12 protein-coding genes and 5 pseudogenes are annotated in these 19,219 nt (G+C 56.7%); 11 read left to right on the top strand and 6 right to left on the bottom strand.

The genetic code is table 11. The features are described 5' to 3' along the window. The first annotated feature begins 501 nt into the window (after nt 1-501). A pseudogene (locus MLPF_RS16145) lies at nt 502-2,007 on the top strand (IS1634 family transposase). 1,301 nt (nt 2,008-3,308) lie between these two features. Here MLPF_RS16145 and MLPF_RS04795 read toward each other — a convergent pair. After that, entirely contained in the window at nt 3,309-3,545 is a 237-nt protein-coding gene (locus tag MLPF_RS04795; RefSeq protein ID WP_156147163.1) for a hypothetical protein, read from the bottom strand. Further along, nucleotides 3,518-3,739 carry a hypothetical protein gene (locus tag MLPF_RS04790; RefSeq protein WP_156147162.1) on the bottom strand — a complete coding sequence of 74 codons (222 nt, stop codon included), beginning with the start codon at nt 3,737-3,739 and terminating at the stop codon, nt 3,518-3,520. The genes MLPF_RS04795 and MLPF_RS04790 overlap by 28 nt, the downstream gene beginning before the upstream one ends. 793 nt (nt 3,740-4,532) lie before the next feature. Here MLPF_RS04790 and MLPF_RS04785 point away from each other — a divergent pair. Beyond that, the gene (locus tag MLPF_RS04785) at nt 4,533-6,701 is read left to right on the top strand and encodes an acyl-CoA dehydrogenase family protein (RefSeq protein WP_045843373.1); all 2,169 of its coding nucleotides are present in this window, start codon (nt 4,533-4,535) and stop codon (nt 6,699-6,701) included. A 69-nt stretch (nt 6,702-6,770) separates the two neighbouring features. Further along, nucleotides 6,771-6,899, top strand: a complete 129-nt coding sequence (locus MLPF_RS15565) for a hypothetical protein (protein ID WP_282435830.1) — start codon at nt 6,771-6,773, stop codon at nt 6,897-6,899. 613 nt (nt 6,900-7,512) lie between these two features. On the opposite strand, the gene MLPF_RS04780 is transcribed toward MLPF_RS15565, so the two are convergent. Continuing rightward, nucleotides 7,513-7,668 carry a hypothetical protein gene (locus tag MLPF_RS04780; RefSeq protein WP_236685074.1) on the bottom strand — a complete coding sequence of 52 codons (156 nt, stop codon included), beginning with the start codon at nt 7,666-7,668 and terminating at the stop codon, nt 7,513-7,515. A 1,689-nt stretch (nt 7,669-9,357) separates the two neighbouring features. Here MLPF_RS04780 and MLPF_RS04775 point away from each other — a divergent pair. Next, nucleotides 9,358-9,612, top strand: a complete 255-nt coding sequence (locus MLPF_RS04775) for a PE domain-containing protein (RefSeq protein WP_175266441.1) — start codon at nt 9,358-9,360, stop codon at nt 9,610-9,612. A 650-nt stretch (nt 9,613-10,262) separates the two neighbouring features. Here the strand turns inward: MLPF_RS04775 and MLPF_RS04770 are convergent. Beyond that, a pseudogene (locus MLPF_RS04770) lies at nt 10,263-11,703 on the bottom strand (cytochrome P450); the annotation flags it as partial. Between the two features lie 194 nt (nt 11,704-11,897). Between MLPF_RS04770 and MLPF_RS04765 the strand changes: the two are divergent. Both MLPF_RS04765 and MLPF_RS04760 read left to right on the top strand, forming a co-directional pair. After that, nucleotides 11,898-12,562: pseudogene (locus tag MLPF_RS04765) on the top strand (TetR/AcrR family transcriptional regulator). 15 nt (nt 12,563-12,577) lie between these two features. After that, a complete protein-coding gene (locus MLPF_RS04760) occupies nt 12,578-13,531 on the top strand; it encodes an SDR family oxidoreductase (RefSeq protein WP_427901948.1) in 954 nt (317 codons plus the stop codon). On the opposite strand, the pseudogene MLPF_RS04755 reads toward MLPF_RS04760, so the two are convergent. Together MLPF_RS04755 and MLPF_RS17095 are read right to left on the bottom strand one after the other, a co-directional pair. Further along, a pseudogene (locus MLPF_RS04755) lies at nt 13,498-14,544 on the bottom strand (Y-family DNA polymerase). The gene MLPF_RS04760 and the pseudogene MLPF_RS04755 sit on opposite strands and share 34 nt — an antisense overlap. 36 nt (nt 14,545-14,580) lie before the next feature. Next, nucleotides 14,581-14,736 (bottom strand): hypothetical protein, encoded by a 156-nt coding sequence (locus MLPF_RS17095; RefSeq protein WP_236685073.1) that lies wholly within the window; start codon nt 14,734-14,736, stop codon nt 14,581-14,583. Between the two features lie 544 nt (nt 14,737-15,280). Between MLPF_RS17095 and MLPF_RS04745 the strand changes: the two are divergent. The 5 genes and pseudogenes from MLPF_RS04745 (at nt 15,281) to nrdE (ending at nt 19,162) form a co-directional block, all read left to right on the top strand. Next, a pseudogene (locus MLPF_RS04745) lies at nt 15,281-15,838 on the top strand (NAD(P)H-dependent oxidoreductase). A gap of 35 nt (nt 15,839-15,873) precedes the next feature. Continuing rightward, nucleotides 15,874-16,041 carry a hypothetical protein gene (locus tag MLPF_RS04740; protein WP_162196944.1) on the top strand — a complete coding sequence of 56 codons (168 nt, stop codon included), beginning with the start codon at nt 15,874-15,876 and terminating at the stop codon, nt 16,039-16,041. A 264-nt stretch (nt 16,042-16,305) separates the two neighbouring features. Beyond that, nucleotides 16,306-16,545, top strand: coding sequence for a redoxin NrdH (locus MLPF_RS04735; RefSeq protein ID WP_045843364.1), 240 nt, complete (start codon nt 16,306-16,308; stop codon nt 16,543-16,545). Between the two features lie 35 nt (nt 16,546-16,580). Next, complete coding sequence (nrdI, locus tag MLPF_RS04730) at nt 16,581-17,027, top strand: class Ib ribonucleoside-diphosphate reductase assembly flavoprotein NrdI (RefSeq protein ID WP_420329614.1); 447 nt, start codon at nt 16,581-16,583, stop codon at nt 17,025-17,027. Continuing rightward, nucleotides 16,997-19,162, top strand: a complete 2,166-nt coding sequence (gene nrdE / locus MLPF_RS04725; RefSeq protein ID WP_045843362.1) for a class 1b ribonucleoside-diphosphate reductase subunit alpha — start codon at nt 16,997-16,999, stop codon at nt 19,160-19,162. Before nrdI ends, nrdE begins: the two co-directional genes overlap by 31 nt. The last annotated feature ends 57 nt before the right edge of the window (nt 19,163-19,219 follow it).

Genomic DNA, 19,219 nt, shown 5'->3' with positions numbered 1-19,219 from the left:
GGCAGTTTGACATGCACGAACGCTAGACGGATCTCGTCGTTGGCCACGGTTTCGCGTAATTCCTTGTTGGAAAACAACTACGCCACACACAAACCCCCAGCAGCCGGACCTGGCCAGACAATAACCAGCAAGCCAGACTGCACTTCACACCGACAAGCTGCTCACGGCTGAGATATAACCGAAATCTTTTTCACCACCACCGGCCACAACACGTTCACCGATGTCAACAACCTCGAAACCGCAATCCCCACCTACAGCAATAGCTACAACAAACACACCACACCGTTCACCGAAACCAAAACCACAGACACCCCCCCACACACAATCACACGCTACAACAATCACCAACACACAACACGAGCCGGCGTATCACCTGACTTTTGCCACTCTTCGGTGGTCGGTGCGTGAAAATTGTGAACTGTTGTTTTCTTCGGTGGCGGGACGTAATGTGGGCACTAAATTGAAGGTTTTTAGGGTGTGGTGGTAGCGTATGCACGCACCATGAAGATGGCCTCGGGGACTACGGCTGTGTAGATTGTCTTGGTCACCATGGCGGGGTTCGCGCTAGAGTGAGCGCTTAGGTTCTGTGCACGCAGAAGTTGAGTTAGAGGGTGTGCAAGGCCGCGGCTAACCAAGGTGTGGCGGCCGGTCAGCAAAGGCTTGGATCGTCGCGGGTCGGCCGGCTCCCTGTTACAGATCGTGGCGTCGAGGTCAGCGCACCTGTGGGAGGCGTCGTGTCAGACTACGGGGTGGCTGGGGTTTCGATGCCACCGGTGGCGGTTATCAGGGTGTTTCGTGACCTGGCAACGGTACGCGTCATTGAACCGATAAGCAAGGTCGATGCATTACGAGTGCTCACGGAGACCGGAGTTGATTCGGTGGCCTACTGGACACCGAATCAACTCCTGCCAATTTTGCTCAACCTGAATTCCGAGAGCAACTTTTGACCGCGTGAGCGGCTCATACGTAGTTAAGTCCAGCCAGACTGGTGCTCTACGACGCGACAGTCTTGTACTTCAAGACAGATGTGGAGGACAGGTTCCGCGAGCCTGGGTTCTCGAACGAACGCCGGCTGGATCCACAAATCATCCTGGGGTTGTTCACCGACGCTATCGGGTTGCCGCTCAATGTCGCGGCGTTCGAGGGCAACCGGACTGAGACCACCATGATGGTGCCGGTCATCAATGCCTTAAGACCGCTCACAATCTGACCGACGTGACCGTGATGGCCGACGCCGGCATAATCTCCGAAACCAACCAGGTCGCCTTACAGGCTGTTAGGTTGATCGACATCTTCGGTGCTCGCATTCCGCGCCTGTCTGACGTGGTGCGCTAGTGGTGCGACAAACACCCCCCAGCGAGGCGGTTCCCCTACGGGCTAGTTCTTTTACCCAGCGGTGATCATCAACGAGTTCGGAGAAAGCCCGTAGAATCCCCCGACCGGGTCATCCACTACCACTACCCCCACGGTCGGGCCCGAAAGACGCTGCTTGGCATCAATGATCAGGTCACTAACGCACAGCGTGCCATCGATGGGCATTTTCCGGTCCAACGCAACCGCTACATACAACTGACCGGTGCCACTATATGAGCGGCAATCGCGCAGTACTAAGACAAGCCCCGCACGCTGGCCGGCTAGAAGGGGTCCACCACCAACTTCGTCGGCCATCACGCAACGTTCAATTATTGATGCTTCCCACCAGTTGTAACCCATCGACAAGGCTTTCCAGATGTCCAAACACGAACTTGCAGGCGCGCCCGATTTACCACCGTATCCGCGACTCCATCGAAGCCCACCTCACCGTGGTGGTTGCCGCGATGGTCCTCAGTCACTGGATTGAGCACTACACTAATTGACTAATTGGAGCATTAAGAAACTCGCGCGCACTACCCGCCACTACCGCACCATGCAGATCAAAAACCGGACAACAACCTGACCACCGCCGACCCGCTACCCGCCAATCTCACCGACACGCTGGCCAAGATCAACAGCCACGATATGCACTAAATTGGCCCAAACCAGACATCAGCGGGACCACCCATGGACGCGGTAGCGGAAGTACCCACGATACCAACCCAGCTAAAGCTAATCGGTGACGCCGATCTGACAACCACCATGGTAATCGCAATGTACGCCTATGCCGCGATGAGACCGATACCAGGCCGCCCGGAAATTTCCCCGAGATGCACATCTACACCTCGGACCCAAACACCAGCATAGTCGACGACTCGATCCAAGTCGTCGAAATGTTGCAGTCCTACTCCCTTGGTGCCGGATTACCCACGAGAATCAGATCCAGGATGCGTGGGAGAGCGCGGCAAGACCCCATCCACGAACCCTATCCATCAACTATCGCTCCCAGCTGGCCCCGTAGTCCGGCGGCCGTGCCATGGGCTGAACTCGATGAATCGTACCGGGGACCAACTGGCCCCAGGCGTGCAATGCTTTGTGACTAATTGAACAGATCGCAGGCCACACCCGGAACACTTGAGGGGCAATCCATCGACACAGCTGTCCGGGTGTGACATGACCGCATCACCACCAGAACAGTTTGTCCTCGTAGGCTTTTCCCTACTTCGAGATGAGCGGAGTACGCACTGCACACGAGGACTGGTGTCGCTACTACCGGCACAACAACTGAAAGTATGGTCCGATCCGCTAAAACTCCCGCCGAATCCATGATAGACCAGTGAACTGGGCCGTGGTCGAAATTTAAGCCTGACCTTGTCGAGGCCGCAGTACACAGTTTGGCAGCCATCCTGTGGAGCCTGCGCCAGCTCAGTTTTCGGCCACGCCCGCTCTGGCAATACTTCACTCGAGTCGGGATGATCACCGCCTAGCAGCGGCAGACACCGTGGACCTGGCGATCACACTCCGGACACACGATACAGGCCGACGGCCAAGATTAGGATAATCCGGTCAGCCCATCGTGGGCGACCTTATAGGAAAGCCGCTGACTAGTGGTTTTTATAGTGTGGTGATGTAAACAAAATTTAGAGTCACACCGGGCGAGCCTTGCGGATCTGGACAACGTGTGTTTGCAAGAACCCGAAAAAGGCTCGCTGATTCGGATTGATTATTCGACCCTCGGGATCCAAGATGGAAACTATAGCAACGCATCTGGCGGAATCGTAAGTATGGTCACTGGATATCGACACCCAGAATTCACAGTGCAGCCGGGTTCATCGATTTAACGCGTCCATCATTGTCTAACTACTACCACACTCTCCGCCAGTGAAGCGACGACGGTTTGGAAGTGCTATTCAGCCTGCAGCAGGGCCATTTGATCGGCGCATTCCAGCACAAACCTATTGTCCCATTGCGGCGGGGCGGACACCCGCACCGACTTGCTTCGTAGCAGCCAGCGCAGAAAGAGCTGATCGGTTTGTTTCGGTAGCGGCAGCGAGTAACCGAGCGACGGGTTCGTCACGCTGGGCTTGGGCGCCTTTGCCACTCACCAAGCTGATCTTGGAGAAGGTGGTGTCGATGTTGGTGACATTCAGCACCGGCTGCGGTGCTACCGGTGGTCGTGACTGTAGCGACACCTAGCTGACGCCGATAGGGCGCTGGGGTAGTTCACCGGAGAGCCACGACATGTTATCGCGACTACGTTGGCGTTGGGCGTGGCAGCGTGCAGTAAGTCAGCAATGCGCGCGACTCTGGACAACCGCGACAAGGTGCCGCCAACATCGCGCGGCATGATAGCCACATCGAAAAACAGCGCAGCCCAGCCCGACACGATATATCGGTATTTGGCTACGCGGGCGCGCTAGCGTGCGTACTAGACATTCAGAAGGCTACGGTAATGGAGGGCCGAATGGAGATCAACGGGAAGGAGGTTGTCGTCGGTGGGTGCGTCGGGTATGGGGCAGGCTATTGCCGAGTTGTTAGCCGGGCGTGGCGCACAGGTCACTGTCCTTGATCGCGAGGGGTGTCAAAGCCAAAAACAAGTGTGTCGGCGGTCTCGGTGTTGCGTTATATTTTTGCGTAGTCTACGTCACCGACTGCATCGGCACTAAGCCAACGTTGCAGACCACGGTCGACAAACTCCGCGGGCTGCATGTCGCAGTGACCATCGGGGGCTGCATCGCCAAGCGGACGTTCACCAAATCCGATCTCCGCGACCTCGAATTCTTCCGCTCGGTCTCATCGCGAGGTCTAACATCAGTCGGTTGTCAGCTGAGTACATGGGCAAGGACGAGCCTGAGGATGATGACGCGCGACCTCGGGTCACTGGGGACGGGGTGCCGGCGATCGTTCCGAGTTTGTTTCTGACCGACTTGACCGTGAGATTCCGACGAGAGGGGGGCCATGCTGACCTGCGTGCGGTTTTCCCCAAGCGGATGAGACGGTCTGATGTAGTACGCGAAGTCGGTGCAGCCATCCCGAATAACCCAATTTCCAACGGTAAATGTCTGTGCCTAGATGCTGGAAGCTATTCGCGCCTAAGTAGCCGTCTCGGCGATGCCTGGCGCATTAAGTACACTACATTTTGCTTTTTCCAACCGGAAAGCGGCGCGAGGAGGACCTTGATGGGTATCGCACTGACCGACAATCATCGCGAACTCGCCGAGGTAGCTCGCGCATTCTTGATCTCGCAGCAGGTGCGCTGGGAGGCTCGGTCGCTGCTCGATGCGCCCGACGAGATCCGGCCTGGGTTCTGGCACGACATGGTGGAACTCGGTTGGCTCGGTCTGCACGTGGACGAAGAGTACGGCGGTTCAGGCTACGGGTTGCCCGAACTCGTGGTGGTGATCGAAGAACTTGGTCGCGCGGTGGCGCCGGGGCCATTTGTCCCGACCGTGATCGCGTCGGCAGTGATCGCCAACGCCGGCACCGCTGATCACAAGGCGCGGTTGCTGTCGGGGTTGATCGACGGGAGTGTCACTGCGGGAATCGGGTTGTACGGCCAGGTGCGGGTCAAAGACGATGGCACTGCCGATGGGGAGGCCGGAATCGTATTGGGTGCTGGGCTCGCCGAGTTGTTGTTGGTCGCCACTGGTGACGACGTGCTGGTGTTGGAACGAGACCGCGCGGGTGTGTCGGTGGACATGCCCGAAAACCTCGATCCGACTCGGCGCTGCGGGCGCGTTCGGCTGCACAACGTCAGTGTCACTGCCGACGACCTCTTGTCCGGGGCACGGGAATCGGTGCTGGCTCGAGCGCGCACTTTGCTGGCTGCCGAGGCGGTGGGCGGGGCATCCGACTGTGTCGACGCCGCCGTCGGGTACGCTAAAATGCGTAAGCAATTTGGCCGCACCATCGCTACGTTCCAGGCGGTCAAGCATCATTGCGCGAACATGCTGGTAGTCGCCGAGTCGGCAGTCGCCGCGGTCTGGGATGCCGCACGGGCGGCATCCCAGGATGAAGAGCAATTCCGGCTGGCCGCCGCTGTGGCTGCTGCGCTGGCGTTCCCCGCCTACACCCGCAATGCCGAACTCAACATTCAGGTGCATGGCGGTATCGGTTTCACCTGGGAACATGATGCTCACCTACATTTGCGGCGGGCGCTAGTTAGTGCGGCATTGCTGGGCGGTGACGCGCCGGCCGTGGATGTCTTCGATCGCACCGCAGCTGGTGTTGTTCGGGTCAACAGCTTGGATTTGCCGGCCGAAGCCGAAGAACTGCGTGCCCAGATCCGTGCCGACGCCGCCGAGCTCGCCTCTCTGGATACGAAGACGCAGCGCGACAAGCTGATTGAGACCGGCTACGTGATGCCGCACTGGCCCCAGCCATGGGGTCGCGCGGCCAATGCTGTGGAGCAGTTGGTGATCGATGAAGAGTTTCGCGCGGCAGGCATCAAACGCCCGGACTACTCGATTACCGGTTGGGTGATCTTAACCCTAATTCAGCACGGAACACCTTGGCAGATTGAAAGATTCGTGGAAAAAGCGTTGCTTCAAGATGAGACCTGGTGTCAATTATTCTCCGAACCTGACGCTGGTTCGGATGCGGCGTCCGTTAAGACCCGGGCCACGCGAGTGGACGGCGGCTGGAAGATCACCGGACAAAAGGTATGGACCAGTGGGGCTCAGTACTGCCGCCGTGGCCTGGCTACAGTACGTACCGACCCGGATGCACTTAAGCACGCGGGTATCACTACCGTGATCATCGATATGAAGGCAGTGGGCGTCGAGGTACGGCCATTGCGGCAGATTACCGGCGGGTCGGAATTCAACGAGGTGTTCTTCAACGACGTGTTCGTCCCGGACGAGGATGTGGTTGGTGCGCCCAACTCCGGGTGGACGATCGCGCGGGCGACGCTGGGTAATGAGCGGGTCAGTATCGGCGGTAGTGACTCGTTATACGAGGGGGCGGCGGCGCAACTGGTGCAGCTAGCCCAGCAGCGGGCGGATCGGTTGGCGAGTGCGGAAATCCGCGTCGGAACTTACCTCGCTGAAGACCACGCGCTGCGGCTGCTGAACCTGCGTCGCGCCGCCCGCAGCGTCGAAGGGGTGGGCTCTGGCCCGGAAGGCAACGTCACCAAACTGAAGCTGGCGGAGCACATGGTTGAGGGCGCGGCGATCTCGGCGGCGCTGCTGGGGTCCGAGGTTGCGCTGGTCGACGGGCCTGGCGCGGTGGTTGGCCGGTTGATCATGGGGGCTCGCGGTATGGCGATCGCCGGCGGTACCTCGGAGGTCACTCGCAACCAAATTGCCGAGAGGATTCTCGGCATGCCTCGCGATCCGCTGATCAACTAAGACCCTGGTTGCTTTGTTAGGGTGTCCGGGTCCTTGGGATCCGTCGCATCACGGTGGGTCTCGCAGTTGTTGCTTACCAACAACACGGCGGTGCCGACAGATACTGGCTCGATGGTTGCCGCCGCCGGGGAGTGGCAGCACATGACTGAAAAGATGTCTTCCGGAGTTGTTGAGCCGTTAGGTGAGATGGATGTATAAGGGGGCTACGTAGTTTCTGAGCTAGCTATGTACGCTGCGAAAAGCAGCTCTTATTAACCCCATCAACGGGACGTTTAGTTTACTGCTGCACGGCTTATTTCGATGCGCAATGGTGTTTTCGGCTGAGATTACCGATAACCGTGCTGACTGGTATATGGGGGTGACGACCCAACCAACTGGGGATAAACACTTCGGCGATCGCAGACCGCGATGCACAATACACGCAGTACGGGGGACGCGACGTCGCGGTGATTTGGCGGCTACTATAGAAATTATTGATGCTTTCAGCGTTGTCGGCGATGACTCCGTGGGTGGTGCCACCGCTGATCACCAACGAAACTGGCTTGGCTCAGTGTGCCGGTCCAGTTTAGCAGGCCAGCCACACAAGGCCGCGCTCAATCAAGCCGGCAAGGTGAGGCAGTCGCCGACGTTGTTACTGGCTGTGAAGGTATAATTGACCACTACTGGTTTTATATGCGAAAAGTGTTATTTTACAAGGAATTTCCGGTGATGATACCAATATTGGATTGGTGGCTTTTCGCGACTCCTGCAAGGCAAACCACGGACCAGGGGAGCGCACGCAAATGCCGGTAGCCTGACCTGTCTTTGTTAATCAAATATCGACGGTAATCCCGTATTTCACTGAATCCTGTTTGCAGTCAAAGATATTAGCTGTTATCCACGGCTCACGTTGTTTAGCGAGCCCGACGATAGTGATCACGTATGGAGTCCGGATGTCCAGGAGGTAGTTGACAGTGTAAGTGAACACCGTACCGTGCCCACTTATACCGGCCGTGCGACCAGCAGGTCGCCATAGTTGCCGTGTGTGCCCGTGACCGGGTGTACGCAGCGTGCGCATAGGTCGCAATGCTCGATGAATAGCTGCTTTATCGGCTCAGGCAGCTCGGCGCTTACACCATAAAATATACTATAACTTCCTTAGCGGGTTGTGTCCTACGCGGTCCATATGAGCTATTTCGAAAAAGACACCGTCTTTGTCCGGCATCGGCATCTCGCGAATCGGCATCGTAACGGTATTCTAGGCCCGCAGCTGACCATGGAAGCGGTGCTGCTCGCATATAACGCGACTACACATGCCCCGCAGACTGGTCGTCATAAACCCCAGAAGCAGGACAGCATTGACACATATAGCGCGCTCTACCGAGAGTACCGAAAACCAGTCCGCGAAGACTTACGTTTGAGTCCGGGGTGCTCTCGAGATCAACAACGTCACCAAAGTTCCTGAGGAGGCAACGCGAACCCAAGGTGGCGGCCCTTCGTGCCGTTCATCGGGGTGCTCGCAACCCAAGACCCTCAAACATCTGCCGGCGATACACGACCGCAGCCGATGAGTCACGGTTCTACATCGGATTGGCGCAATTGTCCAGCAGTAATGCGCTGCCGACTTGGCACGAACGTTGTCGCTGTCGAACACGTTAACCAGTGGTGTGTCGAGGCAATCAGCGACGCTGATGACAGCTTGGCGCGCTATCACATCCATCGTCATCGGTACGCTGTTGCATCTTGGTGGTTGTAAGGTTAACCGGTGTCCAGGCCAGCGGGAGCAGCAGGATCTGAGCGTAACTGATATGTCTAGGGGGGCCGGTTCGCTTAACCGGTATGAAGAAGAATGGCAGAAGCAGTTCTTTACACTGTCGTGACAAGGCTCGAGCGAAAGTTCAACGAAGCTATCGTGAAAGAGTGTCCGTGAGTCACGGAGTAGAGCACTCTGCGTGTTTAGCTATCAGCCACACTACACACATCATTTCGTTACGCAGTCGAACGAGCTCGAAAAACGCTGGCGTAGCCAAGTTTCAGTGTGTTGATCGAGATCGATATGAAGGTGACGCTGCAAAGCGTTAGAAGATACGGAGTGTTATATGATTCTCGGTGCGTCTAGTCGCCAGTTTGTGCACCAGGTGGTCAATTTGTGTCGGAAGATTGAAGTTCTGTTGCTCTGCAACGTCGTTATGGGCAAGGCCTAGGACGCGCCGGATACGGTTTTGATCGACGCGATGGAACCCAGATTGGAGGTCGAGGTAACCTAAGAGCCTGGGTTGTGGGAGATCGCTTAGCAGGTAACTCTGCTGTTGAAGAATGCCCTGCACAAGGTTCAGCGGACTCGTAACCAGTCCTCGTGACGCAAGGTGACGTTAGCAAGCGGTTAAGGTCTTTCAGGATAATGCTTGGAGTTGTTGGTTGTGGGGGTGCGATTCCGGCTGACTGGTGTGTGCAATGCGCCATGGTGGTGTTTCGGCAGCGTTAGTGGTGAGTGTTTTACTCTGTTGTAGGCTTGGCGTGGCGGGCAGTCTGTGCGGCGGTTCGCCCGAGTGTAAAAACAGTGGGTGCGTACAACGCAAGCCCATTCAGACCTCCGGGTTGTGCTAACAGTATGTGGCCATTGCTGGCAGTTGTGCGAAGAGGTACTCTTGTGTCTCATCCGTTTCCCCATCCCGTCGTGACGGTATCATCGGAAGCCCTGAGGGCAGCTGCCGGCGACCTGCAGGGCATCGATGCGCAGATGGTTGCCAGCAATGTAGAGGCAACTCCCGCACCGGCCGGTATATGTACCGGCGTCCGCCGACGAGATGTCGGTACTCAACCCGCTCATTACAGTGCGCAAGCGGAGCTTTATCCGGTATTTTCCGCTCAAGTTGTGGAGATGCATGATCCGTTTACCGACCCTTGCCACCAGCGCGGATTCCTATACTGATAGCGAGGCCACCAACCAGGCCATCGGGGCGGTTTCGTAGGCTGCCAACCCGGCGAACGTCCCGCAGACGATAACAATCCCGGGGTGGGGCGAAGGGGAGCCAATCGTCAGCTACGACCAGTTTCGAGTTTCAGGCTCACAGCAGCTTAAAAAGTCACCGGATGTGATCGCTAGCGATGCCCAACAACGAGTTCACAACATATAGGGCTTAATACCTAATAAGTATATGGCTAGGTCGACTGGCTATCCCGTATTGGAGGACCTGGTCTGGGTGCCATTCCTCAGACCTGATGTCGAACTTGTCTTACCAGGACCAGTAACTCACCACATGGAGCGAATTCTGGGATTCGCCACATCTCAAGGGCATTCTCCCCTTCGGGTCCACTGGAACTGAAAGGTGGGTAGTGAGCGCGCCCGCTACTGGTAGCGGTTAGAGAAGCTGCTCGAAGGTCTTCCTGATCTGCGTCCGTCAAGGCCAGTTTTCTGACAGCGTGATCCAGAACTGTGATTCCGGAAACCGTTACACTGTAATTTATTTCGTAATTTATTTCATCAAGTCACTGGTTTTGTTAGTCGGAAGATCCGACGTAGTTTCGTGCTGCGTGCGCTAACTGACTGTCCTTGTGATTGGCGTCTGTTCGCGGTACGGGTTAGAGCGGATGCAGCATAATAGGCATCCCGTTCATCGGTATCGGCATACCGCCGTTGTCCCATAGTAGCTGGGAGTCAGGTCGGATCAGTGCGAACTGTTAGCGGCTAAGCAGTCGGTACACGACAGTCTTGACCTCCAGCTGTCCGAATGTCATACCTAATGCACTTGTGTGCGCCGCTTCCGAACGGTGCGAAGGTTTACCGGTGTTTCTTGTGCTCGGACAGCGGTTCGGCGAAGCCCTCCGGGTCGAATTTATTTGGCTCTTTACATAACTCGGGTAGTCGGTGGTTTAGTCCTGGCCATATTGTTACGTTGGTTTCATCCGGCATGTGATAGCCCAGCACGTTGGTGTCACGAACGGCCTGGCGCAAATTCAACGGCAGCGATGTCACCATGCGAAGAGATTCGTTCATCACAAAATTGAGAACTTCCAACTTCTCCGGCGTATCGATGTCGAACGGTGCATAGCCGAGCTGAGCCGACTCCTCGTGTGCCTGCTCCTGCCACTCCGGATGCGCGGCCAGGTTGTAGATCATCGTCGTGGTTGTTGATGTCGAGGTGTCGTGGGCGGCCATCATCAGGAAGATCATGTGGTCGGCGATGTCCTCGTCGGTGAAGCTGTTACCGTAGTCGTTCTCGGTGTGGAGCAGCATCGTTGACATGTTGGTGTTACGAGCGTGACGGCGCTCCATGACGTGGTCGATGAAGAAGTAGTCCTCGGGCACCTTGCGGGTACGCAGCCCACGCCACTATTTAAACGGCGGTATCCGGTGGCGGGCGATCGTACCGTCAGTGTGTGTTGTAGTGGTAAAGGCTCGGCTTCCCCTTGGTGGCCAGGTCGCTGTCAGTATCGGGTTCATGGCCAATGAACACTGTTGATGCAGTGTCGAGGGTTAGTTCTGTTATCGCGGGATGTACCAGGAACCGTGCACCGTTGGTTGACCAGTTGGCGATGATGCTCGACGTCACCCGCTCAATGTGCTCGGCGTAACCAGCTATGCGAAGCCGGATGAAGGCCTCCTGCATGATGTGTGTAGTGGTGTATGTTCTCGTCGAGAGTGTGCAGTATAAGGTCCTGGTTAAAGTTAAAGGGTCGATTACCGTGTGCTAATCTTTTTGCGAAAAGTCCTTAAATTCTTTAATTGGCGAATACGTCCTGGGTGGCGTCGGTCCCAACCCGATAACCGACGGCAGGGTCGGCGAGACGAGATAGATCAGCGGATCGTGTACCTGATACAGGAACAGCGCGTAGTCCATGTCTCCCCGGAACACTTCGATGAAGTGACCGAGAATGAGAACGCCTGAATCGCCAAGGATGAGCTTGAGACTGGCTATCGGCTGGCGGTTTCAGATACCATCCTCCTCTTCCAATCGTGGGCAAGCAGGCGCCTTTGGAACGTTTCCATACCGAGGATGGTGGTAAGCGTGGGGGTGTATCGACCCGGGTCTGGTCCAGCGCATAGCGCTACGCGCTTATCATGGCGTCCATGAACGCTCCATTTGCCTGTCTGGGTGGGCTATAGACAGTATTGCTACTCTAAAACAATGATCCTTTGGATAGGCTTGGTGGCTGTCAAGTTTCCTTTTCGAGCGGCATGGCGCAAGGTCAGAGGGGGTGATTACAATGTGAAATGTGAGTAGCCAAGCAGCCCGTCAGGAGCAGCGGACACCAGTTGTCCGACAGCGTAATGACAGGCACCGAGAAGCGATCCTTAAGGTAGCGTGTGCGCTTCCGGAGAAGATATCGCTTGTTGAACTGTCGATTAGCACCATTAGCCACCGAGCCGGGGTGACCCGATCCGGATTCCTACTTCCTGTTTCGACTCCAAGTACGCTGTGCTCACCCAGACTATGGCGGAGGCAGCCGAAGAACTCGAAAAGTCCACCCAGTATTTCGTCCCCGTCAGCCGGGCGAGTCAATCGAGCAGTTCGCCAAGCGAATGGTGAGCAGTGCCGCCATAGTATACGTACACAATGGAAGTATACGTCCACAATGGACCCGGGGATGGTGGTGTGTAATTTCTGTCGTCCGCCACACCGATATTGAGATCTAAGATATTATCGAACGGCAATTCTGAAGTGGTGCTTGGCCAGATCGTTGGTGTCGTCGAGGCCGAGATGAAGGTGGGGATCGCCCATCCGATCTGTGCAGATATCTCCGTATTGATCTTTACGCTGGCGGGTACGATCGGGTTGATGCTGACCGGTGACCTTATGTTGGTTGGTCGCGATAGCGGCATGGAATGCTGCGTGCGGTTGCTCGAGCAGATGTGGCTAAACGTTCTGTGGGGCGGCTGACAAAGGTAAGCCATGGTGCAGGCGGCACAATATTTCGTGGGGAAGCGGTGTTTTGTCACCGGCGCGGCTAGCGGTATCGGACGAGCCACTGCATTGCGGCTTGCCGCCTACGGTGCCGAGCTGTATCTGACGGACCGCCACTGCGATGGTTTGTCGCAAACCGTGTCCGACGCACGGGCGCTCGGTGCACAGGTGCCCGAGTATCGCGCTCTGGACGTGTCCGAATACGACGAGGTGGCGGCATTCGGCGCCGATATCCACGCAAGGCATCCTAGCATGGATGTTGTGATGAATATCGCTGGCGTGTCAGCCTGGGGGACCGTTGACCGGCTCACCCACGACCAGTGGAGCAACGTGGTCGCGATCAACCTAATGGGCCCGATCCACTTCATCGAGACGTTTGTGCCGCCGATCCTGGCTGCCGGCCGGGGTGGGCATTTGGTCAATGTCTCCTCGGCGGCTGGGCTGGTCGCCCTGCCCTGGCATGCGGCCTACAGTGCCAGCAAGTACGGATTACGCGGACTTTCTGAGGTGCTGCGCTTCGACCTGGCTCGGCACCGCATCGGGGTGTCAGTTGTGGTGCCCGGTGCGGTACGGACGCCGCTGGTCAATACTATCGAAATTGCTGGGATCGACCGCCAAGACCCGAGGTTCAGTCGCTGGGTTGACCGCTTCCTTAGTCATGCTGTGCCAGCAGAAAAGGCGGCCGAGAAGATCTTGGCGGGGGTCGCAAAGAACCGATATCTGATCTACACTTCCCACGATATTCGACTGCTATACGGGTTCAAGCGGCTGGCGTGGTGGCCGTACAGAGTGGTGATGCAGCAAGTCAACGTAGTTTTCACGCGCGCACTTCGGCCCAGCCCGGCGACAATGCAGTGCGTGGAGCGGACCGAGGTGGGAATACCCCAGCCACGCAACGGTGAGGGGGCAAGTCAGGCAATTGAACCCGGACCGGTGTCACGCTGACGCTGTGGGGGCATCTCGAGTTCGAGCCGCTTCCTGAGTAATCGGATCGGGCGGTCCAGCTCGCATGAACCCAATACGCGCAATATTGCGGTGGTGGTGATGTCGGGATAGTGTGGTGGGCGCATCCAATTTGCGGATCTTGGCGTGGGCTTAAAATATTGCGGTGAGCAAGGTGACCGCCACTTGAGTTACCGTTGGCGATGAAGTTACCACATCGGTCAACGTTCGCTGCACTAAATCCTTTACCGCCAAATCCATTTCGGTTCGGTCAGTGAGGTCACGTGGAAAGGTGATCTACGTGGCTGCAGGAGAGTGAAATCCATGGTTGTGCGCTGAACGCGGTGTCGCCCCTGTCCCCCTCGACGAGCAGCAGCAGACACAAGCTGGTTAGCGGACCGAAAGGTGGAAGTCAGCAACTCGCTGTTGCTGTGTGCGAGCTGCCACGCCCTTATTACCAAGGGCTTCAAGATTTTTCGCGATCTTAAGCTTAACTCCCTGCAGCTCTTCAACTGGTCGGGCAGCTGTCAGGGTCATCTCGTTCGAGTAGGTGATGGTAAAGATTCTAGCCGGTTTCGCGAAGCCGATGGCGACCTTGGCGTACTGCTTGTTGTCACTGATGGCCGACTTAGCAGGATAGCCTGGTTTCCGACAAGATGACGGCGTGGATGTGCTCGGCACCTTCGGTGTCCTGAGTTTTATCGGCTGCGGTCAACCCAACATACGCCTCGTCCAGCCCCAGACCTCTGCCGGGTGTACCAAGTCCGCGCACCAATCCCATCACGTGGTCGTAGGCGTCGTCATAGGCGGTCGGATCGGACGCTAAAATGCGGCGTCGGGGCAGCGCCGAGCGGGCGGCCGTAGTGACCTACTTGCGTGCACACTGAATTCACGCGTCTCATATTAGGTATTAGGCGCAAGTGACGATCTTGAGGTGGTTCGGTGGGATAGTCGGCGCCGACGACGACCGGCAGCTCGGCCACTTTGGAGTGACGACGAAGCTCGGCCGACGCCAAAAACTGGTCGAGGTAAACATCGCAGGACCGAGTTAGTCACTGTCCGCACAGCTTGGCGCCAGACTCTCCCACGCCTGGCCCAACGTTTCCAGGGCGTGACTGCCATAGATGTTCGACATAGTCGGCGTCGAGCAGCGCCAGCAGGGCGTCGGTCTGGTCATCGAGGTCGCCGGTGTTCTTTGCTGACTGCAAACATCTACTACATGGATGCGCTGCATCGCAGCCGCCCCAACGTGACGGGTAAATGGGTCGTGGTTGGTTGCCTATACTTATAGCAGTGCGTGGTGGGTATGGACGAAGCAGATTCCGCTCTCGCCTGAACGCGACTAGTCGATCCGTCGGGGCGCATCGGGTTCAACGGGCGACGGCCCGAATAGGAACGTCTGCTGGGGCGCGCTCGTCCGCTTCGAGCAGCACCCGTAATCAGGCTGGCTCGGCTGCCGAACCGGCGGAACAGCGTGCCTTTGCCGACACCGGTGGCCCACGGCGACGTATGGCATCCGCAACGTTTGTAGTGGCCAGGCGGTGGGCCACCGCCAACAACAGCGCGCGATTACGCGCCGCGTCACTGCGCTCTTGTAGAGGTTTTGCCGGAGTGGACAGAGCGAACTCTACTCAACCACTCGTCATGGGTCCCTGATTGCACTTGTAACGCGGTTGGAATACAAAATGGACCGTGGCCCGTTTGTATGTGCAAGGATGAAGGTCAGCCCATGGCTTACATGGGAATGGAACGGTGCTGGAGGACTCCAACATAAACGCCTTGGTGTTAGTGGGAAGCCTGTGCGTAGTGTCGATCAACCGCCTTATGGCCGAGTTGGACATAAGGGTTTTCCCCGGACGGCGTCACCGTCACGGTGTTTGAGAGGCTGGGGGAGTTGCCGTTCTATAACGAAGACATCGACATATCAACACGTGTGCCGGTTTCGGTGACGGCGTTGCGGGACATCGCAGCTGACACGGATGCTGCCCTGGTGGTCATCCCGGAGGAATACAACGGCAGCACCCCCGCGATGGTTAAGAATGTGGTTGACTAGCTGTCACGACCATTCAGCGATGGCGTGGTGAAGAACAAGCCGTTGGTGGTATTCGCTAGTTCAGCGGACCAATACGGTAGCGTGTAGGCGTGCGACGAGGCGCACAAGTCGTTCGGCATCGCCGGCTCGAACGTGATCGACGGAATCACATTTTCCGTGCCGCTTCCGTCCTTGGCGGGTAAGGCTTCCACGGACAGCCGCGAGATTTCCGCAAATTGTGTGACATCGTCGGCAAGTTTGCTGCCGAGGTGAGCTGAACACATTCGGTTAGCAGCAGAGCCGCCAGCTGCCGTTGGCAGCTTTGCTGGCTGCAGGGGACGTGTCGGTAACATTAGTCTTGTCGGTGCCGGGTATTGTTCCGGTGCGGATGGGCACCTGTGATGATTGTTGGACGACTATCGTGAGTTACGACACGCCGGATGGTTCGCAGGTCATGGCCTACAACCAGGGAATTTCGTAAATGTTGTTCAGAACATCTTGTACCTATTCTCCTTGCCACCCACTAGGTGTAGTGTTTTGAGGCGACCGCAGATCCCAGGTTCACTACGCCAGCCAGGCAGGTGATCGTTCTGGAATCGGTATCGCCAGGTTAGGTGATGTGGGCGGCCGCACGACGGGAATCCTGGGGGGCTTGGCGGATCTCTGGACACAGCACACGTTGTACCTGAGTAGTTGCCAGTCTGTATAACCTTTCCAACTTGCGTAAAGGAGCTTTATTTCTGTGATGAGCATCATCGTGTATACCAAACCCGCGTGTGTACAGTGCAGTGCCACGTACAAGGCGCTGGATAAGCAAGGCATCCCCTACCAGACAGTCGACATCAGCCTCGATTCTGAGGCGCGTGACTATGTGATGGCGTTGGGTTACTTGCAGGCGCCGGTCGTTGTGGCCGGAAACGACCACTGGTCGGGCTTCCGGCCCGATCGCATCAAGGCACTCGCCGGGGCCCTGCTGACCGCGTAGCCGGATCACTATAAAGTAGGTAAGGAGGATTGTCGGTGCCGGGGCGCAACCTAGTCTATTTCTCTTCGGTGTCGGAGAATACTCATCGTTTCGTGCAGAAGCTAGGTGTTCCCGCCACGCGGATACCGTTGCATAGTCGTATCGAGTTCGATGAGCCCTATGTATTAGTGCTGCCCACGTATGGCGGCGGCCGGGCTGCTCCGGATCTTCAAGCATGCGGCTACGTCCCCAAGCAGGTCATCGCCTTTTTGAACAACGAGTATAATCGAGCACTACTGTGCGGGGTAATCGCGGCCGGCAACATCAACTTCGGCGCAGAGTTTTGTTATGCTGGCGATGTCGTTTCTCGCAAATGCGGTGTTCCTTACCTCTACCGCTTCGAACTGATGGGTACCGAGGACGACGTTATTGCAGTCCGAGCGGGGTTAGCCAATTTCTGGAAGGAACAGACGTGCCACCAATCGCCACTGCAGAGCCGGTAACCGGCGGCACTCACGTATTGTTCGACGAAAAAGACTACCATGCGCTTAACGCGATGTTGAATCTGTACGATGCGGATGGCAAGATCCAGTTCGACAAGGACTTACTCGCGGCCCGCCAATTCTTTCTGCAGCATGTCAATCAGAATACGGTCTTTTTCCATAATCAGGACGAGAAGCTGGACTATCTGATCCGCGAGAATTACTACGAGCGTGAGGTGTTCGATCAGTACTCGCGTAACTTCGTCAAGTCGCTGCTGGATCGTGCCTACGCCAAGAAGTTTCGGTTCTCAACGTTTCTTGGTGCGTTCAAGTATTACACTTCTTACACGCTGAAGACGTTCGACGGGAAGCGGTATCTAGAGCGCCTCGAAGACCGGGTCTGCGTGGTTGCACTCACGTTGGCAGCCGGTGACACCGTTTTAGCCGAGAAGCTCGTCGACGAGATTATCGACGGCCGGTTCCAGCCGGCTACCCCGACTTTTTTGAACTCAGGTAAGAAGCAACGCGGCGAGCCGGTGAGCTGTTTTTTGCTGCGCATCGAGGATAACATGGAGTCGATCGGGCGATCGGTCAACTCCGCGCTACAGCTATCCAAGCGTGGCGGGGGAGTTGCTTTGCTGTTGAGCAACATTCGTGAGCATGGTGCACCGATCAAGAATATCGAAAACCAGTCTTCCGGCGTCATTCCGATCATGAAGTTGCTTGAAGATTCGTTCTCGTATGCCAATCAGTTGGGCGCGCGCCAAGGCGCCGGTGCGGTGTACCTGCACGCCCATCACCCTGACATATACCGCTTCTTGGACACCAAGCGGGAGAACGCCGATGAGAAGATCCGGATCAAGACGCTGAGCCTGGGGGTGGTAATTCCCGACATCACCTTTGAGCTGGCTAAGCGCAACGAGGACATGTACCTGTTCTCGTCGTACGATGTCGAACGGGTTTACGAGGTGCCATTCGCCGATATCTCGGTGACTGAGAAGTACTACGAGATGCTCGATGATGCACGCATCCGCAAGACCAAGATCAAGGCGCGGGAGTTCTTCCAGACGCTGGCCGAGCTGCAGTTCGAGTCCGGTTACCCCTATGTCATGTTCGAGGACACGGTGAACCGGGCCAACCCCATTGAAGGTAGGATCACCCACTCGAACCTGTGCTCGGAGATCTTGCAGGTGTCTACGCCGTCGTTGTTTAACGACGATTTGTCATATGCCAAAGTTGGCAAGGACATTTCATGCAACCTGGGATCGCTGAACATTGCCAAGACGATGGACTCACCGGATTTCGCGCAGACAGTTGAGGTGGCGATTCGCGCGCTGACTGCGGTGAGTGACCAGACGCACATTAAGTCGGTGCCCTCGATCGAGCAGGGTAACAATGATTCCCATGCGATCGGGCTAGGGCAGATGAACCTGCATGGCTACTTGGCCCGTGAAGGCATCTTCTACGGTTCCGAAGAGGGAGTCGATTTCACCAATATTTACTTCTATACGGTGTTGTTTCACGTGCTGCTAGCCTCGAACTCTATCGCGATTGAACGAGGTACATTCTTCAAGGGTTTCGAGCGGTCCAAGTACGCGTCGGGAGAGTTCTTCGACAAATACATCGAACGGACGTGGGAGCCGAAGACTGACAAAGTGCGTCAGTTGTTCGCTAGGGCAGGGATCCGTATCCCGACCCAAAACGATTGGAAGCGGTTGAAAAAGTCGGTGGCCGCACACGGCATCTACAACCAGAACCTACAGGCGGTGCCGCCGACCGGATCGATCTCCTACATCAACCATTCGACGTCGTCGATCCACCCGATCGTGTCGAAAGTTGAGATCCGTAAGGAAGGCAAAATCGGCCGGGTTTACTATCCGGCGCCCTATATGACCAATGACAACCTGGAGTATTACCAGGACGCTTATGAGATCGGGTACCAGAAGATCATCGACACATACGCGGCGGCAACCCAGCACGTCGACCAAGGGCTCTCGTTGACGTTGTTCTTCAAAGACACCGCCACCACCCGCGACGTGAACAAGGCGCAGATTTATGCGTGGCGCAAGGGAATCAAGACGCTGTATTACATTCGGCTGCGGCAGATGGCGCTGGAAGGCACCGAGGTCGAGGGCTGCGTGTCTTGCATGCTGTAGTTTCTCAGTTCCTCGCGAGTGTGGATCCTGCGATGCGACACGCCTGTGACCCGTCGC

The sequence above is a fragment of the Mycobacterium lepromatosis genome (genome assembly GCF_000975265.2).
In the GTDB taxonomy this organism is placed as follows: domain Bacteria; phylum Actinomycetota; class Actinomycetes; order Mycobacteriales; family Mycobacteriaceae; genus Mycobacterium; species Mycobacterium lepromatosis.
Note: the sequence above shows the minus strand (reverse complement) of the source record. Positions and strands in the feature narration are given on the sequence as shown.